Source organism: uncultured Chitinophaga sp. (assembly GCF_937874145.1).
Classification (GTDB): Bacteria; Bacteroidota; Bacteroidia; order Chitinophagales; family Chitinophagaceae; genus Chitinophaga.
Window position 1 is genome coordinate 31,649 of sequence record NZ_CALNBI010000245.1, and the last position, 17,413, is coordinate 49,061.

Below are 17,413 nucleotides of genomic sequence, written 5' to 3' on the forward strand. Positions count from 1 at the left end.
ATAACGAGAAGCCAAGAATATGAGAAAAACCGTAGTGCTGGATATTGTAGGATTGTCGGGCGCCCTCATCGGGGAGCATACGCCCTTCCTGAGCGCCTGGGCAAAGAAGCATCACCAGTCCGCCATCCGGCCCATGTTGCCCGCCGTTACCACGGCAGTGCAATCCACCTACCTCACCGGGTTATGGCCCAGCGAAACCGGCATCGTCGGCAATGGCTGGTACGACAGGACCGACAGCGAGATCAAATTCTGGAAACAATCCAATAAACTCGTTCACGGAGAAAAAGTATGGGAATCCGCCCGGAGAAAATATCCCGGGTTCACCTGCTCGAAAATGTTCTGGTGGTACAACATGTACTCCAGCGCAGATTTTTCCGTTACGCCCCGCCCGCAATACCTGTCCGACGGGCGGAAAATGCCCGATTGCTATGCGCACCCTTCCGGCCTGCGCGATAAACTGCAGCAGGAACTGGGCACTTTCCCGCTCTTCCAGTTCTGGGGGCCGGGAGCCAATATCAAATCCACCCAGTGGATCGCGGATGCGTCTATCCTCACCGACCGCTGGCACAATCCCCATCTTACCCTCATCTATCTTCCCCACCTCGATTACTGCCTGCAGAAATTCGGCCACGATTATACCAGGATCGCGCCGGAACTGCGCGCTGTAGACGGTGTGGTGAAGCAGCTGGTGGAATACTACGAACAACAAAACGCGGAAATCATCATTCTTTCCGAATACGGCATTACGGATGTAAGCCGCCCCGTGCATATCAACCGCCTGCTGCGCGAGCACGGGCTGATCAACGTGCGGGTGGAGCGCGGGCTGGAACTGCTGGATGCGGGTGCTTCCAAAGCATTCGCCGTGGCGGATCACCAGATAGCGCATATTTACCTGAACGACCGTAGCGTGGCCAAACAGGTCCGCGACCTGGTGGAGCAATTGCCCGGGGTAGGACAGGTGCTCGACCGCGACGGTATCCGTGCGCACAACCTGCACCATGAACGCTGCGGCGACCTGGTGCTGGTGGCGGATAAGGACAGCTGGTTCACTTATTACTACTGGCTCGACGATGCGAAGGCGCCCGATTTCGCGCGGCTGGTGGATATCCACCGCAAGCCGGGGTACGACCCGGTGGAGATGTTCCTCAACCCCGCCGATCCTTTGGTGAAGCTGAAGGTGATCGGGAAAGTGCTGAAAAAGAAGCTGGGATTCAGGTACCTCATGAACGTGATCCCCCTGGATGCCACGCTGATCAAAGGCTCGCACGGCCGGCTGGCGGAAGATTGGAAGGACCATGCCGTGCTGCTGACCACGCAGCCCGTACCCGAATCGGTGCTGGCCACGGACGTGCGGGATATCATCCTGCAGCACATAGGATAGCATGAGAATAATATTCGGAAGCCGGTGTAACTGCCGGCTTTTTTTATTTGGGGCAGGTACAAAAAAAAGACATCCCGAAGAATCAGGGATGTCGGTTTGAAAAACAGTGAACAATGAAATAGTCGCTGACTACTTCAAACTCTTTATTTTGATACTTCTGAAGCTCACGTAATTGCCGTGGTCCTGGATGAGGATACGGCCTTTGGGCGCGAGTCCGAAGTTCGCAATTTTTTCATATTTGCTACGGGCCACGAGGGCTTTGTAGATATTGTCTCCACGGGTGTATGCGACTACTTTATGCCCGTTGAGCCAGTGTTCCACACGGTTGTCGGGATATACTACAACGCGGCCGTGGTTCCATTCTCCGATTTTGCGGTGGGAGTTGGTGAATTTGTAGGACGGAATAAGGTCGTACAGTGATCCCACTTTGCGGTTGCCGGCTGCGCCGAGCTTGGCGTCGGGGTGCTGATCGTCGTCCAGCACCTGGAACTCCAGGCCGATGGCGGAGCCTTTGTTGCCTTCTGATTCCGTTACAAAATACTTCACGCCGCTGTTGGCTCCCGGCGTCAGTTTGAAATCGAATTCGAGGTCGAAGGCCGCGAATTCTTCTTCGGTCACGATATCGCCGCCGTTGGTGGATTCGCCGCCGTCGGAGGGTTGGACGCTGAGGGTGCCGTCTTTGATTTCCCAACCTTTTGCGGGGAAGGAAGTTTTGTAGGCGCCGCGCCATCCCTGGGTGGTGGCACCGTCCCACAGCAGGCGGATGCCCTGCTGTTTCTCCTGCGGGGAGATGTTGTTGGGAATGTTGTTCACCACGTATACATCATCATATTTCGAATACTGCGATGCGGCAGGGTTCTCGATGATGCGGATATTGCGCCAGCGGATTTTCTTACCTGCGTCTTCTTCTTTTTTACCGATTCCATGTACCTGGAGGGCGATGAAACCGGAAGGAAGTTCACTGTCGATCAGATGGGCGGCCGATACTCCGTTTATAAAGGTACGGATTTCGCTGCCACGGCACTCAATTCTGTATTTATTCCAGTCGCCCGGTTTATAAGCTTGTTGTGCAACCGGGTTCAGGTCGAGCGGGTAGAGCCATCCGCGGCGGGCTTCTTCGTACACGCCGCCGCTCCATTTGCGGGGGGAGGGATCTACTTCCATCTGGTAACCGTATACACGGCCGTTCTGGTATTCCGGCTTGCTTTGGGAGCGGAACTGGATGCCCGAGTTGAAGTCTTTTTCCAGTTTATACTCCACTTCAAAGATAAAATCGCCGTAATCCTTTTCGGTGGCCAGGAAGGAATTGGGCTCGCTCAGCACGGTAGTGCCTACGATCTCACCGTTTTTCGCTTCATAAATCGCTTTCCCGTTGAGCTGTTTCCAGCCTTTCAGGTCTTTGCCGTTGAACAGATTCTGCCACTTGGCCGTCTGCCCAAAGGAGGCAGACATGATAAGAACCCCGCAACCCAGGAGGAGATGCTTCTTCATCTAATGCGTTTTGTATCAGTAAAGCGGAGACGGCATTCCGGGCTGTATGCCTCCTCGCCTTTACGTGTTGTAGTTGACCATTATTGCGCCTGCTGCCCGTGTAACCTGCGCCCAGAACAGCACATACTGCCGTCTGGCGAAGCCAAGATAGCCATTCTGCGGGATACTTGCAATCGTTTGCAAAAAGATTCTCCCGCTTGTTGGCCCGGGAGCAGGCATGGATTCCGGGGGACAATATAATACCTTATCTTTATAACCAGCTAAAAAATTACCACATGGCAAGTAAGTAGCCCGGGTTCCTGACCGGGGACCGGGATGGCGGGTTTCCTGCGCAGATTATGCCGTAACGGGGAAACCTGACCAGAATCAGGAGAAATTTATGCCCGGGGGATTTCGGAATGCTGACGCCATTACTTACCTTTGCGCCCAAAATAAGGGGGCGGATGCCCTTTTCTATAAATATTTTATAATATATGTCTGGACAGCTCAAAGAAGTTCGCAACCGTATTAAATCCATCCAGTCTACCCAGCAGATCACCAAAGCCATGAAAATGGTGAGTGCTGCGAAGCTGCGCCGTGCGCAGGATGCTATCCTTCAGATGCGTCCTTATGCGGAGAAACTGCAGGAAATGCTGCAGAACATTGTCAGCAACACCGAGGGAGACATCGACATGGCGCTTGCCGCCAATCGCCAGGTGGAGAAAGTGCTGATCGTAGTGATCACCTCCGACCGCGGGCTTTGCGGGGCTTATAACTCCAACATTATCAAGCTGGCCAAGCAAACCATCCGCGAAAAATACGCTGCGCAGTACGCAAAAGGCCATGTGGAAGTGCTCCCGATCGGCAAGAAAGCCTGGGAACATTTTACCAAGAACGGCTATAAAGTGAACGAGCGCTTCTGGAACCTCTTCGGCCATCTCAGCTTCGAGCAGGTGAAAGCCGCCGCGGCCGTAGGGCTCGAGGGCTTCGTGAAAGGCGAATACGACGCCGTGGAGATCGTTTACAGCGAATTCAAGAACGCCGCCACCCAGCGCTATAAAGTGGAACAATTCCTGCCCATCGCCAAGGTGGACAACCAGGGAGAAGGCAAAGGCCGCAAGGCTGATTTCATCTACGAGCCTGAGAAAGACGCCCTGATCGCAGAGCTGATGCCTAAAATCCTCAACACCCAGTTCTTCAAAGCCGTCCTCGACGCCCACGCTTCCGAGCACGGCGCCCGTATGACGGCGATGGACAAGGCGACGGATAACGCCGGCGAACTGCTCCGCAGCCTCAAAATTGAATACAACCGCGCCCGTCAGGCAGCCATTACCACCGAGCTCACCGAGATCGTGTCTGGCGCTGCAGCGCTTGTGGGGTAATGTTTTCAACAAAACATCCACAGCCAGGTTTTTATATTTTATAAAGAATGTCAAAGGTCTTATTTTCGGCCTTTGACATTTTTATTTGACCTAAACCGCATTTCCCATGGAAATCTCACAGCTCATCCCGCATGTTGAAGCATTGATCTTCGCCGCCGACAGGCCCCTGCCTGCCGCCGACATCCTGGAGTTGCTCAACAACGCGCTGGCCTTCCTGGAAGACCGCGCCACGCCTGAGCAGGTGGAGGCTGCCATCGAGGCTATCCAGGAAAAATACAGCTCCGAGTTTTACGCTTTCAGCGTACGCCAAAGCGGCGGGGGGTACCAGTTCCTCACTAAAAGGGATTATTACCAGACGGTTGCGCAGATCAACGGTGAGAAATTCCTCAAACGGCTGTCTACCGCCGCGCTGGAAACCCTCGCGATCATCGCCTACAAACAACCCATCTCCAAAGGAGAAATCGAACATATCCGCGGCGTCAGCACCGATTATTCCATCACCAAGCTGCTGGAAAAGGAACTGATCGTTATTTCCGGCCGTTCCGAGGACCTGCCCGGCAAGCCGCTCCTGTATTCCACTTCCAAGGCGTTCATGGATTATTTCGGCCTCAATTCGCCGGCCGACCTGCCCAAGCTGAAGGAAGTGTTCGAAGAAGATTTCGTGCCGCCCACCCAGCTGACCCTCGAAGCCGTGGAAACGCTGGAGGTGGATGAAGAAACCCTGCCCGACGGCCACCTGGTCATTACCGAATCCGGCGAGCTCACCGAAACCACGACCATCGTCATGGAAGATGAGCCCTCCGAAGAACATATCGCCGGGCCTGATGCTTCGTCCGGCGATGGCGGCGGAAATGATGAAGGAGATGCGGATGAAGACGATCCCCATGCAGCAGGCAACAGCGCCGGCGGCGACCCGGAAATGGCCGATAGCGGGGAAGATACTGAGGATGAACTGGATGAAGACGGGGAGATAGAAGCCATGCTCGGTGAGGATAAAAAAGCGGAAGATGGGGAGGAAGAGGATGATGAGGATGAAGATGAGGACGACGATGATGACGATGATGATGATGATGATGATGATGATGATGACGAAGAAGAAGATGAAGATGATGATGAGGAGGAGGAAGAAGATGAGAAAGAAGGCGATGCCGCCGGAACGGTCCCTTTCGAAGACGATCCCTACGACGATAACGACACCGAGAAGGCGGACGACGAGGAACAGGAAGCCGAAGATGCCGATGACCGCCTGAATGATGAGGAGGACGAAGATGAAAATGAGGAGGGTAAACAAGGGAGTTATTGATAATCAAACCCTTGGTTGTTGAATAATTTCTTTTTTAGAATGGAAAATATTCCTACATTTGTAGAGGAATAAACTGCAACGTATGCCTCATGCCATCGCTTTACAAAAGGAAAAGTACTCCGTGCTGCACCGCTTTATGGGCCTGGAGCTGGGGAACCTCTACAGGTTGGTGACTTCCGCGCACAAAGGCGTCAAAACCAAAGTGTTTTACGACTTCGCCGAAACCATCAAAATGCCGGAAAAGGAACTGGCAGGGATTATTAACCTCTCCGCCCGTACCATCAGCAATTACAAGGACCAGCAGAAAGTGCTGGAACCCATATACAGCGAGCACCTGCTCAAACTCATTTCGTTATACGAAAAGGGAGAAACCATTTTCGGCACCGTGGATGAATTCAGTTATTGGCTGAAAAAGCCTTTCTGGAACGCCCGCGAAACACCGATGGACTGGCTGGTAACCCCCGGCGGCGTGGATATCATCGCCGAAGAGCTCGACAAACTCGCCGAAGGCTACCCCGTCTGATCCTGAAAACCATACATGCTACTATTCCGAATCACCCATAAGAAATTCAGCCAGGAACTTTATGCCTCGGGCATCAAGGGCCGCTGGAACGGCCCCGGCCGTAAGGTCATCTATTGCGCCGAATCCATCTCCCTCGCTTTCCTTGAAAATATGATCCGCCGCCAGGGCGTAGGCTTTAACGATGATTTCAAGATCATGATCATCGAAGTCCCGGACGACCTGGAAATTACCGTCATCAACCCCGGCGATCTGCCCGCCCAATGGCGCGATTTTAAAGATTACAGCCATTGCCAGCCCCTGGGCAACAAATGGTACGACGACGCCGATACCGCCATCCTCAAGGTGCCCTCCGCCGTTTTGCCGGAATCCTCCAACTACGTGCTGAATTCCCAGCACCCCGCTTTCCGCCGGGTCCGGCTGATCGAGACCACCGACCTGGTGCCCGACGAACGGATCGAGGATATCCTCAAGAAGTATCCGCATTAACCGGGGACTTTGAATTTCATCGGCGCCAGCTACAGTTCATCGCCGAAATGTGCACTTCATCGATTTATTCCAGCTGCTCAGTAAGCGCTTCCTACATTTGGGAACAATCCATGCTTTTTTTAAAGTTCCCATCATGAAAATACTCATCAACGAAACCGAAGCCATTGCAGCGCAAAAGCTGAGAGAAATGATCGCCACGATTGACCCCGACGTGGAGATCCTGCAGTTCAACAGCCAGGTCGACCGCCTGCTGTCGAGCCTCCGCAATACCCAAACCGTGCAGCGCTACCTCGTGCGCAGCGGCACCCGCCTTATTTCCGTAGCCATCCAGGACATCGCCTTCTTCTACATCCGAGACCGGATGGCCTGCATCCGCACCCACCAGAATACGGATCATTTCATCGACAAAAGCCTCGACGACATCGCCAATGAGCTGGACCCCCATGACTTTTTCCGCCTCAACCGCCAGTGCATCGTGCATTACCGCAGTATCCTCAAGGTGCAGGCCTGGTTCAACGGCAAGCTCAAAGTGCAGGTAAAACCTACGCTGGAGGAAGATGTGATCGTGAGCCGCCTGCGCGCCCCGGATTTTCGCAAATGGCTGGGGGAATAATAAACTGATTGCCGTTACCCCAAAAAAAGAGCGGCCGCTCCGGGAGGAACGGCCGCTTTGATATGTTTCAGGGGAAAGATTAGCTCTTCAGTTCTTTCACCTTGATGTTTTTCCAACGAACTTTGATCCCGCCGCCGTCGTGGATCTGCAGGGCGATCTGGCCGCCTTTCGCGCCGATCTTCGCGTCGTTGAGGGTGATCATTTCCACGCCGTTCAGCCAGGTAGTCACCTGGTCGCCTTTCACCACGATCTTCATCGTGTTCCATTCGCCCATTTTCAGTGCTTTATCTTTTTCAGCTGCGGGCTTAATGAGCCAGCCGCGGCCGTATGATTCGTAAATGCCGCCGCTGTTGTGGCCCGGAGGCGCTACTTCAGCCTGCCAGCCTGCGATTTTCGTGCCTTCGAGGGAAGAGTGGAAGAAGATGCCGCTGTTGCCGTCGGCTTCCTGCTTGAAATCCACCGTCAGTTCGAAGTCTTTGAAAGTCTTATCAGTGGCGAGGTAGCCGTATGCTTTATCCGGACCGCTTTCGCAGATGAGTTCACCTTTTTCTACATACCATTTTTCCGTTCCGTGGATCTTCCATCCGTCGAGGTTCTTTCCGTTGAAGAGTTTCTGAGCTTTCTGCCCGAAAGCCGTACCTGCAGTAAGCAGGGTGATGGCAGCGAGCGTCATCAGTTTTGTTTTCATATGCACCTGTAGTTTTTTTGTGGAAGGGTAAGATAGAAAAAAATGTCGTAGAAATGGCCGGGGAAATGCGGGATGGGGTAAATACGGTTTGGGCGGGGCGGAAGGGGGAAAAGAAAAGGCCGTCCGGGTGAGGGACGGCCTTCGGCATATGTTTAAGACCGGGCTGATTAGCGGGCTACGTTTACGGCGCGGCGCTCGCGGATCACGGTTACTTTGATCTGACCGGGATATTGCATATCGTTCTGGATCTTGTTGGCGATCTCGAAGCTGAGGCGGTCTGCATCGTTGTCGGTTACTTTTTCGCTTTCAACGATTACGCGCAGTTCGCGGCCGGCCTGGATGGCGTAGGCTTTCTCCACCCCGTCGTACCCCATGGCGAGGTTCTCGAGGTCTTTGATACGCTGGAGGTAGCTCTGCATGATCTCGCGGCGGGCGCCGGGGCGGGCACCGGAGATGGCGTCGCAGGCCTGCACGATGGGGGAGATCACGTAAGACATTTCCATCTCGTCGTGGTGGGCGCCGATGGCGTTCACGATGGCGGGATGTTCGCCGTATTTCTCAGCGAGTTTGGCGCCGAGGAGTGCGTGGCTCAGTTCGGATTCTTCATCGGGAACTTTGCCAATATCGTGGAGGAGACCGGCGCGTTTGGCGAGTTTGGGGTTGAGGCCCAGCTCGGCTGCCATCACGGCGCAGAGGTTGGCGGTTTCCTTGGAGTGCATGAGGAGGTTCTGGCCGTAGGAAGAGCGGAAGCGCATTTTACCTACCATGCGAACGAGTTCTTTGTGGAGGCCGTGGATACCCAGTTCGATCACGGTGCGTTCGCCGATTTCCATTACCTGCTCTTCCAGCTGGCGCTTGGTTTTTTCCACCACTTCCTCGATACGGGCGGGGTGGATACGGCCGTCCTGCACGAGGCGCTGGAGGCTGAGGCGGGCGATTTCGCGGCGGAGCGGGTCGAAGGAGGAGAGAACGATGGCCTCGGGGGTGTCGTCCACGATCAGGTCTACACCGGTAGCCGCTTCAATGGCGCGGATGTTACGGCCTTCACGGCCGATGATCTGCCCTTTGATTTCGTCGCTTTCCAGGTTGAACACGGTAATGGCGTTCTCGATGGTTTGCTCGGCGGCGGTGCGCTGGATAGACTGGATAATGATTTTCTTGGCTTCTTTATTGGCTTTCGTCTTCGCGTCTTCGATAATTTCCTGGATGTGGCTCAGGGCCTGGGTGCGGGCTTCTTCTTTGAGGGATTCCACCAGCTGGTTGCGGGCTTCTTCCGCGGTGAGGCCGGCTACTTTCTCGAGGCGGCGGATATGTTCTTCCTGGTGTTTCTCCAGCTCGGAGCGTTTGATGTTGACCAGTTCGATCTGGCGGGCGAGGTTTTCCTTGATAGCTTCATTCTCGGTAACCTGCTTCTGCATCTGCTCATTCTTCTGGTTCAGGCTCTGCTCTTTCTGTTTGATGCGGTTTTCTGACTCGGAGATTTTCTGGTTGCGCTGCATGACTTCTTTCTCATGCTCCGACTTCATTTGCAGGTATTTTTCCTTGGCTTCGAGTAATTTGTCTTTCTTGATGTTCTCGGCGGTCAGTTTTCCTTCTTCTACGATTCGGTTGGCTTTCTCTTCTGCTTCCTGGATCTTTATCTGGGTGTTTTTTGCGAAAATCAGTTTTCCTAGTATTATTCCAATAGCCAGAGCGACAACGCCGACTACTATCACCATTATGGATTCCATATTCTGTTTTGTTTAATAAAAGTATTGTTTAGGCATATTAAAATACGGTTAAGGCCCGTTATTTCCAAACGGCCCCACCCGACCCGCGAAAATAAGTAAAAATTGTCAGGAAAGCATCATCGGGCGTGATAATGAATAATTTGCGCCTGCGCCCTGGTGGCGGTTATTATTTCAGCTGTTCATCCAGCAGATTGTCAAGATGTTGCAGTTTTTCCCGTAAAAAGGGGGTGATATTGGCCTGGGCCTTCCCGCCGGTGGTGGCTGGATGGGTGGCGTACATGATGAGCGCCATGGCGATATAATCCTGGATGTCTTTCCCGGCGTATGCCGCCTTGAACTCCACGATCTTTTCATTTACCTCCTTCATAACCCTTCTGACGTCCTCTTCTTCGTCTTTCCGGATTTTTATGCGGTAGGTGCGGTCGGCTACTACGATATTGACAGGTATCAGTTGCGGTTCCATGGTTCGTGTTTCGGCAAAAATAGCAAAAGCAGGGAGATCGGGGCCTCCATTTGAGAATTTCCGTTTCAATTTACGCCCGGAAGGCGCCGGTTAAAATTTTCGTAATCAGCGAATGATTATAATGAGTGAAAATATTCATAATTGGTTCACAGGATTGTCATATTGATATTTATTGTTTCATCATGAAACATTTAAAATCAATATTTTCCGTGCTGGTGAATTAATTCAGTTGTAAAGTATTTTATCAACATTTTTCACTTATCTTCGAATGGACAATACACCGGAAAAGCGTCGGCGCGGCAGGCCGAGGAAAACGGAAAGGCCGGAAGGCTCGGCACATGAAGTGGAATTGCCGCTGATGACGTATGAAGATGTGCTGGAATTGCGGTCAGTGCTTTTTACGAAGAAAATCGACCTGGGGAAGCATGGGATTACGAAAGAGCAGCTGACGCGGCTGAAAGAAGTTTTTGAGCTGGACTACGATACGTTGAGCGCAATGCTGGCGGTAACAAACCGGGCGCTGCACCTGAAGAAGGGGCGCGACCTGCTGAACCGGGGCATCAGTGAGCGGTTGATAGCGATTGCCGACGTATTTAGCCTGGGTTACAATATTTTCCGTGAGCGGGAAGCTTTCCACACCTGGCTGCGCGCACCCCGGCGAAGCCTGGGCGGCCTCGTGCCGCTGCAATTGATGGAATCGCTGACCGGCGTGGAAACCGTAAAGCTGGAGTTGCTCCGGCTGGACAATTTCATGATATAAAATATTAGGAAACATGTGGTTGTACACATTGAGCCGGGCCCCCGGCTCCAGGAAACTATTGCAATCAACCGGCCTCTCCGGGCGATGGAACCGGGAAGAAGTGCCCTGCCGCTACCTGGTGGGCCACCCTGCCATGCTGATCGCCGAAACCACTGCGCTGGCAGATCCGCCCGGCCTCCCGGACCACTATTTCGTGGTGCCTATCGAAGTGCCGGACGACAGTATCCGCTATTTTGAAGACGACGAGCTCCCGGAGCTCTGGACCCTGTTCCCCATCCCAATTGCCACGCAGGACTTCGGTTCGGCGCACCTCAAAGTGGCCGACAAACTGGTGCTGGCATTCCCCAGCCTCGCCGTAAATAATGAATGGATCTTTGTGCTGAACCTCGCACATCCATTGGTGAAAACCGTAAAATTCGGAAGGAGTTATCCGCTGCGCAGGCAGGGCGGCCGCTACAGCGATCCGATCATGAATTGAGCAGTGCGATGCAGCGGTCGATCTCGCGGATGTAATCATTGATCTTCCCGCGGACCTCCCGGCGGAAGGCATCCTCATCTTCGGATAAACCATTGCCCTGTGTGGCGGTGGCGATTTTGGACAGCTTGAGCTTCTCGTCCAGGGCGGTAATAGCGGACTGTTGCTGCAGCAGCTCTTCCTGCTGTGCCTGCAGCTGCTCCCGGAGCGTGGCATTATCTGCCTGCGCCAGTTGCAGTTTGCGGAACAGCTGCTGCAGCTTGTCCTCAATGCTTTGTATGTACTGTTCGATCTCCATGCTTTATTTGCGGATTTCCGCCTGTAACTGGGTTTCGAAGGCTTTTACGAGTTTGTTGACGATGGCGTCCGTTTCCTGGTCGGTCAGGGTTTTCTGCTTATCCTGGAAAGTGAAGCTCACGGCGTAGGATTTTTTACCGGCACCGAGTTTATCACTTTCAAAAACGTCGAACAGGTTGATTTGTTGCAACAGGTTCGTTTTCACTGATTTCGCGGCGGTTTCCACGGCGGAGAAGGGCACGCTCTTGTCGAGCACCAGCGCCAGGTCGCGGCGCACGGCGGGGAAGCGGGGGATCTCTTCGTAGAAGGCGTCTTTGGTAGGCAATAGGCACAGGATCACGTCCCAGTTAAAATCGGCGTACCAAACGGGTTGCTTGATGTCGAAAGCTTTCAGCTGCGCGGGCGCCACGCTGCCGGCCACGGCGATCACTTTGCCGGCGGAGCTGATCTCGAACGCGGGCTGGAGGCCGTGAACGGTGGCTACCGTCATTTGCGGGGCCTGGAGGCCGAGCATCTGCAGGATATTGCCGATGTAGCCTTTCAGGTCGTAGAAATCCACCGGTTTTTCCTTATGCATCCAGTTCTCGGGGAGCTTGCGGCCGGTGAGGTATAAGCTGAGATGGGCTTTCTCGTCGTATTGGCCCACTGCTTCCTGGCGGTAGGTTTTGCCGAATTCGAAGAACAGCAGGTCTTCGTTCCGGCGGTTCAGGTTAAAGGCGATGCGCTCCAGGCCGGTTTCCAGCATGGAAGGGCGCAGCACGTCGAGGTCGGCGCTGAGACTGTTGAGCATGGTCACCAGCGAATCCGTATTCAGGTGTTTGTAATATTGGCTGTTGGTGATGGAGTTGGTGAAAATCTCCGAAAACCCGTTCCCTGCCAGGTAATCGGCGATCCTTTCCTTCACGCGCTCCTTGTCGGGCTGCGCCTGAACGGAAGGTGCCATGCTCACGAGGGCCGGGATGGGAATATTGTCGAGGCCGTCGATGCGCATCACTTCTTCCACGATATCGGCCGGGATGGTGATATCGGGTTTATGCAGCGGGGCAGCCACGCGGAGGCGGTTGCCGCTTTCTTCATGGATCGTGAAACCGAGGCTGCAGAGGATGTTCTTGATCTGCGCTTCGGGGTATTGGTGGCCGCTGAGGGTGCGGATATAATCGTACGTTACTTCGATCTGCCAGGGCTGCTTGGGCGAGGGGTAGGCGTCGGTAACGGCTGAAGCGGGCGCTCCGTGCGCCAGCTCGCTGATGAGGGCAACGGCTCTTTCCAGGGCGAAGGGCGCCAGGGAGATGTCGAGCCCTTTTTCGAAACGAACGGCTGCGTCGGTACGAAGGCCGTGGCGTACGGAAGTTTTACGGATGCTGGTAGCGTCGAAGTAGGCGCTTTCCAGGAAGATATCCGTGGTATCGTCTTTCACGCCGGACTCCAGCCCGCCGAATACCCCGGCGATGCAAAGGCCATTGTCTTCCCCGTCGCAGATCATCAGGTCGCCGGCGTCGAGCTTGCGTTCTTTGCCGTCGAGGGAGATGAAGGGCGTGCCGGCCGGGAGGTTTTCCACCACGATCTTGCCGCCCTTGATGCGGGAAGCGTCGAACGCGTGGAGCGGCTGGCCGGTTTCGTGAAGCACGTAGTTGGTGATGTCCACGATATTATTAATGGGCCTAACGCCGATGGCGAGCAGCCGGTGCTGCATCCAGGCAGGCGAGGGGCCCACCTTTACGCCGGTGATGCTTTGCCCGCAGTAACGGGGGCAGGATTTGGTATTCTTCACTTCCACGGCTATGGGAAGCGGTTTGTCGGAATGCGTGGCCGCGTTGATGCCGGGTTTTTTCACCTGGTACACCTGGGTGTTTTCGCGGTTGTTGAGGTAGGCGCACACGTCGCGGGCTACGCCCATATGGCTCATGGCGTCCATGTGGTTGGGGGTGAGTCCGATTTCGTATACCCAGTCCTGGTACGGCTGGAACACTTCCCTTGCCGGGGTGCCCGGTTGCAGGGAGGCGTCGAGCACGAGGATGCCGTCGTGGCCGGAGCCGAGGCCTATTTCATCTTCCGCGCAGATCATGCCGAAGCTGTCTTCCCCGCGGATCTTGGCTTTTTTCATAGTGAGGGGCTCGCCGGAGGCGGGATAGATAGTGGTGCCCACGGGGGCTACAACCACTTTCTGGCCGGCGGCCACGTTGGGAGCGCCGCACACGATGGCGAGGGGCTCTCCGTTGCCGGTGTTGACGGTGGTAAGGCGGAGCTTGTCGGCATTGGGGTGCTTCTCAACGGTCAGCACTTCCCCGATCACCAGTCCTTCGAAACTGCCCTTCACGCTTTCAAAACGTTCCAGGCTTTCTACTTCCAGGCCGATGGCGGTCAAAATAACGGAAAGTTCCTCCGGTGCGGGTTTTACCGGCAAATAATCACATAACCAGTTGTACGAAATTGTCATTGGATGCTCCTTGTATTATGCTGTCCGATTTACGTCGGATCGATTTAATATTGTGTGTATCAATAATTTGCAGGACATTTGCCTCCCCGCCGGAGGCGATGCCGCGCCGCGTAAAGTTAACAACTTCTGTTGTACGTGACAGTGGAATTTTGCGCAAGAAAAATGTGGAAAATCTTTTTGCACAATAATTGTGAATAATCGGACATTTGTCGTGTGTTGTTTGCTAGTTTTGTGGATAAAGTGGTCCGAAACGGTGGATAACTGCCTGAAGGCTGTGCGTGGACAGGTGGAATTGTGTCGGATAAATATAATTCTGCCGTGCGGGATGGAAATGGAGAAAGTCCGTTACCTTAGGTCTTCCGGCTAATAAGAAATTTTACAATTTGTTAAAGATGGGTGAATGGAAACCGGCAGGAATTGTAAGACAAAGCTATGCCCGGAAACCATTCGGTAACCATATTTTTAACTTTCATAACGTATTGCACTTATAATGGATCTCACGAAGAAAGACGTTAAGGCACGCCGTAAGCCCGGCGTGGACCTGTCGACGATGGTGTATGGAAAGGTGCCCCCCCAGGCCAAGGAGCTTGAAGAAGCGGTACTGGGCGCACTGATGCTGGAAAAAGGAGCTTTTGATACCGTTATTGAGATCCTGAAACCCGAGTGCTTTTACGTAGACGCACATCAGAAACTTTTTTCCGCCATGCAGCGGCTCGCCGGTAAATCCATGCCGGTAGATATTCTCACCGTAGTAGAAGAACTGAAATCCGGCGGCGACCTCGAAGCCGTAGGCGGCCCCTTCTTCGTTTCGCGGCTCACCAACATGGTGGTTTCCTCCGCCAACATCGAAGCGCACGCCCGTATCGTTCTCCAGAAATTCATCCAGCGCGAGCTGATCCGCATCTCCGGGGAAATCATCTCCGAAGCCTACGAAGACACGGCCGATGTGTTCGACCTGCTCGACGCCGCCGAATCCAAGCTCTTCGAAGTCACCAACAACCACCTTCGTAAAAACTACGATTCCATCGACAGGATCCTCGTGAATACCATCAAACGTATCGAGGACCTTCGCAATAAAGGCGACGAAATCACCGGGGTCCCCTCCGGCTTCCCCTCGCTCGACCAGATCACCTACGGATGGCAACCTTCCGACCTGATCATCCTGGCTGCGCGCCCTGCGGTGGGTAAAACCGCCTTCGCGCTCAACCTCGCCCGTAATGCCGCCCTCCACCCGAAATTCGCAAGGGGCGCGGCGGTGTTCAGCCTTGAGATGTCCAGCGGGCAGATCGTGCAACGTATCCTGTCTGCCGAATCCGAAATCCGGCTGGAGAAGATCACCCGTGGTAAACTGGAAGAGCACGAGATGCGCAAACTGATGACCCACGGTATCGAGCGCCTCGCGAAAGCGCCGATCTTCATCGACGATACCCCCGGTCTCAACATCTTCGAGCTCCGCGCCAAATGCCGCCGCCTGGTGCACAACCACGGCGTAGGCATTATCATCATTGACTACCTCCAGCTGATGTCCGGCCCGAACGACGGCCGCAATACCAACCGCGAGCAGGAGATTTCCAAGATCTCCCGCGACCTGAAAGGCCTGGCAAAAGAGCTCCACGTGCCGGTACTGGCGCTTTCCCAGCTCTCCCGTGACGTGGAGAAACGGAAAGACGGCAACAAGATGCCGCAGCTGTCCGACCTTCGTGAATCGGGCGCGATCGAGCAGGATGCGGACATGGTTATGTTTATTTACCGTCCGGAGTACTACGATATCACGACCAACGAAATGGGCGAGTCCAATAAAGGGGAAACGCACGTACGTATCGCGAAACACCGTAACGGCCAGCTCGACACCGTGAAGCTCCGCGCGATCCTGGAATTCCAGCGTTTTGAAGACGACGGTTTCGTGGATGGCCCGCCCGCTCCTGTGGGCGGCGCCGCAGGCTTCCCCGGGAAACCCGGCGGCCCCGGCGGTTTCGATGAAGCGAAAGTGTTCATCCAGAAGGGATCGAAGATGAACGACATGAATTTTGACGACGACGCATTCGGTGATGCTCCGTTCTAACAGGGAAGCATCGTAACATATCGGGAGCCGGTTCGTTCAAATAAACGGACCGGCTTTTTTAATGAAAGAACATGAAGCGGATTTATAGAAAGTACCAACATCACTACAAGGATAATTTCCAGCTCGCCTACCCGGTTGTGATCTCACAGCTCGGGCACACGCTCGTCGGGCTGAGCGACAGCATCATCATCGGCCATACAGGCAAAGTGCCGCTGGCAGCGGTTTCGCTGGGCGTGAGCCTGTTCACGATTTTCATGGTGACGGGCATCGGCATGTCTTACGGATTGACGCCGCTCATCGCGCAGGAAAACGGGCGCGGCAACCGCGCGTATTGCGGGCGGCTGCTGGCGCACAGCGTCATCATCAACATGATCACCGGGCTGGTGATGTTCGGGCTGATCATCCTCGTCGGCTTCAACCTGCACCACATGGGCCAGCCGCCCGATGTAGCGAAAGAGGCGCGGGTGTTCCTGGGATACCTGGCGTTTTCGTACCTCCCGCTGATGGTATTCCTCACGTTCAAGCAGTTCGCGGAAGGACTGGGGTTCACGCGGCAGGCGATGAACATCAGCATCATCGGGAATATACTCAATATCGTACTCGGCGTTACGCTAGTGTACGGGTTTTTAGGGTTTCCGAAGATGGGGATCGCGGGCGTGGGGATCGCCACGTTCACCGACCGGTTGCTGATGGGCATTACCATGGCCTGGTATGTGCTGAAGGCGCCGCGGTTTAAAGAATACCTGAAGGATTTTCATTTCAGGGATATTTCATCCGCCGTGCTGAAGAAGATTACTGGGCTGGGTACGCCGGTGGCTTTGCAGTATATTTTCGAAGTGAGCGCATTTAGCGGCGCGGTGATCATGGCGGGATGGCTGGGTTCGGAAGAACAGGCTGCGCACCAGATCGCCATTTCCCTCGCGGCGATGACGTACATGATGGCCAGCGGAATTTCGGCGGCCGCGGGCATCCGCAGCGGTAATAATTTTGGTGCAGGCAACTGGGCGGACCTCCGCCGGTCGGCCATCGCCAGTTACCATATGGTGCTCGTGATGATGGGGATCGCGGCGCTGATCTTCGTATTGGGCAGCAACCTCCTGCCCGCGCTGTACATCAGCGATCCGGCGGTGATCGCCATGGCCTCGGGGCTTTTGCTCATCGCGGCGTTCTTCCAGCTGTTCGACGGTACGCAGGTGGTCGGACTGGGCGTATTGCGCGGGCTGGGTGATGTGAAAATTCCCACGATCATCACGATGATCGCTTATTGGGTGATCGGCCTCCCGGTCGGGTACCTCCTCGGCTTTCCGCTGGGGCTCGGGATACAGGGGATCTGGTGGGGACTG

16 protein-coding genes are annotated in these 17,413 nt (G+C 54.6%); 10 read left to right on the top strand and 6 right to left on the bottom strand.

Going from position 1 to position 17,413, the window contains the following annotated elements:
- Window positions 1-19 precede the first annotated feature (19 nt).
- A complete protein-coding gene (locus Q0510_RS12160) occupies window positions 20-1,381 on the top strand; it encodes an alkaline phosphatase family protein (RefSeq protein ID WP_298711823.1) in 1,362 nt (453 codons plus the stop codon).
- A gap of 129 nt (window positions 1,382-1,510) precedes the next feature.
- Here Q0510_RS12160 and Q0510_RS12165 read toward each other — a convergent pair whose 3' ends face one another.
- Window positions 1,511-2,872: a DUF1080 domain-containing protein gene (locus Q0510_RS12165; protein ID WP_298711825.1), complete on the bottom strand. Its 1,362-nt coding sequence runs from the start codon at window positions 2,870-2,872 to the stop codon at window positions 1,511-1,513.
- A 473-nt stretch (window positions 2,873-3,345) separates the two neighbouring features.
- On the opposite strand from Q0510_RS12165, the gene atpG reads away from it, so the two are divergent.
- The 5 genes from atpG (at window position 3,346) to Q0510_RS12190 (ending at window position 7,158) form a co-directional block, all read left to right on the top strand.
- Window positions 3,346-4,233 carry an ATP synthase F1 subunit gamma gene (atpG, locus tag Q0510_RS12170; protein WP_298711828.1) on the top strand — a complete coding sequence of 296 codons (888 nt, stop codon included), beginning with the start codon at window positions 3,346-3,348 and terminating at the stop codon, window positions 4,231-4,233.
- Window positions 4,234-4,339: 106 nt separating this feature from the next.
- Complete coding sequence (gene scpB, locus Q0510_RS12175) at window positions 4,340-5,536, top strand: SMC-Scp complex subunit ScpB (RefSeq protein ID WP_298711831.1); 1,197 nt, start codon at window positions 4,340-4,342, stop codon at window positions 5,534-5,536.
- An 82-nt stretch (window positions 5,537-5,618) separates the two neighbouring features.
- Window positions 5,619-6,059 carry an antitoxin Xre-like helix-turn-helix domain-containing protein gene (locus tag Q0510_RS12180; protein WP_298711836.1) on the top strand — a complete coding sequence of 147 codons (441 nt, stop codon included), beginning with the start codon at window positions 5,619-5,621 and terminating at the stop codon, window positions 6,057-6,059.
- 15 nt (window positions 6,060-6,074) lie between these two features.
- On the top strand, window positions 6,075-6,545 hold the full coding sequence (locus tag Q0510_RS12185; protein WP_298711839.1) for an RES family NAD+ phosphorylase: 471 nt from the start codon (window positions 6,075-6,077) through the stop codon (window positions 6,543-6,545).
- A 133-nt stretch (window positions 6,546-6,678) separates the two neighbouring features.
- Window positions 6,679-7,158 (top strand): LytTR family DNA-binding domain-containing protein, encoded by a 480-nt coding sequence (locus Q0510_RS12190; RefSeq protein WP_298711841.1) that lies wholly within the window; start codon window positions 6,679-6,681, stop codon window positions 7,156-7,158.
- 79 nt (window positions 7,159-7,237) lie between these two features.
- Here Q0510_RS12190 and Q0510_RS12195 read toward each other — a convergent pair whose 3' ends face one another.
- From Q0510_RS12195 to Q0510_RS12205, 3 genes are all read right to left on the bottom strand, one after another.
- Window positions 7,238-7,846 carry a DUF1080 domain-containing protein gene (locus tag Q0510_RS12195; protein ID WP_298711844.1) on the bottom strand — a complete coding sequence of 203 codons (609 nt, stop codon included), beginning with the start codon at window positions 7,844-7,846 and terminating at the stop codon, window positions 7,238-7,240.
- 167 nt (window positions 7,847-8,013) lie between these two features.
- Window positions 8,014-9,576, bottom strand: a complete 1,563-nt coding sequence (gene rny, locus Q0510_RS12200) for a ribonuclease Y (protein WP_298711847.1) — start codon at window positions 9,574-9,576, stop codon at window positions 8,014-8,016.
- 166 nt (window positions 9,577-9,742) lie between these two features.
- The gene (locus tag Q0510_RS12205; protein ID WP_109694506.1) at window positions 9,743-10,039 is read right to left on the bottom strand and encodes a cell division protein ZapA; all 297 of its coding nucleotides are present in this window, start codon (window positions 10,037-10,039) and stop codon (window positions 9,743-9,745) included.
- A 268-nt stretch (window positions 10,040-10,307) separates the two neighbouring features.
- On the opposite strand from Q0510_RS12205, the gene Q0510_RS12210 reads away from it, so the two are divergent.
- Together Q0510_RS12210 and Q0510_RS12215 are read left to right on the top strand one after the other, a co-directional pair.
- Window positions 10,308-10,799 carry an MbcA/ParS/Xre antitoxin family protein gene (locus Q0510_RS12210; RefSeq protein ID WP_298711852.1) on the top strand — a complete coding sequence of 164 codons (492 nt, stop codon included), beginning with the start codon at window positions 10,308-10,310 and terminating at the stop codon, window positions 10,797-10,799.
- 13 nt (window positions 10,800-10,812) lie between these two features.
- Window positions 10,813-11,277 (top strand): RES domain-containing protein, encoded by a 465-nt coding sequence (locus tag Q0510_RS12215; RefSeq protein WP_298711855.1) that lies wholly within the window; start codon window positions 10,813-10,815, stop codon window positions 11,275-11,277.
- Here the strand turns inward: Q0510_RS12215 and Q0510_RS12220 are convergent.
- Together Q0510_RS12220 and pheT are read right to left on the bottom strand one after the other, a co-directional pair.
- Window positions 11,267-11,572: a hypothetical protein gene (locus Q0510_RS12220; RefSeq protein ID WP_298711859.1), complete on the bottom strand. Its 306-nt coding sequence runs from the start codon at window positions 11,570-11,572 to the stop codon at window positions 11,267-11,269. The genes Q0510_RS12215 and Q0510_RS12220 overlap by 11 nt on opposite strands.
- 3 nt (window positions 11,573-11,575) lie before the next feature.
- Window positions 11,576-14,008: a phenylalanine--tRNA ligase subunit beta gene (pheT, locus tag Q0510_RS12225; RefSeq protein WP_298711862.1), complete on the bottom strand. Its 2,433-nt coding sequence runs from the start codon at window positions 14,006-14,008 to the stop codon at window positions 11,576-11,578.
- A 490-nt stretch (window positions 14,009-14,498) separates the two neighbouring features.
- On the opposite strand from pheT, the gene dnaB reads away from it, so the two are divergent.
- Both dnaB and Q0510_RS12235 read left to right on the top strand, forming a co-directional pair.
- Window positions 14,499-16,070, top strand: coding sequence for a replicative DNA helicase (gene dnaB, locus Q0510_RS12230; RefSeq protein WP_298711865.1), 1,572 nt, complete (start codon window positions 14,499-14,501; stop codon window positions 16,068-16,070).
- A 71-nt stretch (window positions 16,071-16,141) separates the two neighbouring features.
- The coding region (locus Q0510_RS12235; RefSeq protein ID WP_298711867.1) for an MATE family efflux transporter at window positions 16,142-17,413 on the top strand (1,272 nt) is incomplete at its 3' end.

What these genes read in the sequence shown, in the direction of transcription:
- Q0510_RS12205 (WP_109694506.1), bottom strand. Translation starts at nt 10,039, where the DNA reads ATGGAACCGCAACTGATACCTGTCAATATCGTAGTAGCCGACCGCACC.
- Q0510_RS12185 (WP_298711839.1), top strand. Translation starts at nt 6,075, where the DNA reads ATGCTACTATTCCGAATCACCCATAAGAAATTCAGCCAGGAACTTTAT.
- Q0510_RS12215 (WP_298711855.1), top strand. Translation starts at nt 10,813, where the DNA reads ATGTGGTTGTACACATTGAGCCGGGCCCCCGGCTCCAGGAAACTATTG.
- pheT (WP_298711862.1), bottom strand. Translation starts at nt 14,008, where the DNA reads ATGACAATTTCGTACAACTGGTTATGTGATTATTTGCCGGTAAAACCC.
- dnaB (WP_298711865.1), top strand. Translation starts at nt 14,499, where the DNA reads ATGGATCTCACGAAGAAAGACGTTAAGGCACGCCGTAAGCCCGGCGTG.
- Q0510_RS12220 (WP_298711859.1), bottom strand. Translation starts at nt 11,572, where the DNA reads ATGGAGATCGAACAGTACATACAAAGCATTGAGGACAAGCTGCAGCAG.
- Q0510_RS12160 (WP_298711823.1), top strand. Translation starts at nt 20, where the DNA reads ATGAGAAAAACCGTAGTGCTGGATATTGTAGGATTGTCGGGCGCCCTC.
- rny (WP_298711847.1), bottom strand. Translation starts at nt 9,576, where the DNA reads ATGGAATCCATAATGGTGATAGTAGTCGGCGTTGTCGCTCTGGCTATT.
- Q0510_RS12165 (WP_298711825.1), bottom strand. Translation starts at nt 2,872, where the DNA reads ATGAAGAAGCATCTCCTCCTGGGTTGCGGGGTTCTTATCATGTCTGCC.
- Q0510_RS12195 (WP_298711844.1), bottom strand. Translation starts at nt 7,846, where the DNA reads ATGAAAACAAAACTGATGACGCTCGCTGCCATCACCCTGCTTACTGCA.
- atpG (WP_298711828.1), top strand. Translation starts at nt 3,346, where the DNA reads ATGTCTGGACAGCTCAAAGAAGTTCGCAACCGTATTAAATCCATCCAG.
- scpB (WP_298711831.1), top strand. Translation starts at nt 4,340, where the DNA reads ATGGAAATCTCACAGCTCATCCCGCATGTTGAAGCATTGATCTTCGCC.
- Q0510_RS12180 (WP_298711836.1), top strand. Translation starts at nt 5,619, where the DNA reads ATGCCTCATGCCATCGCTTTACAAAAGGAAAAGTACTCCGTGCTGCAC.
- Q0510_RS12210 (WP_298711852.1), top strand. Translation starts at nt 10,308, where the DNA reads ATGGACAATACACCGGAAAAGCGTCGGCGCGGCAGGCCGAGGAAAACG.
- Q0510_RS12190 (WP_298711841.1), top strand. Translation starts at nt 6,679, where the DNA reads ATGAAAATACTCATCAACGAAACCGAAGCCATTGCAGCGCAAAAGCTG.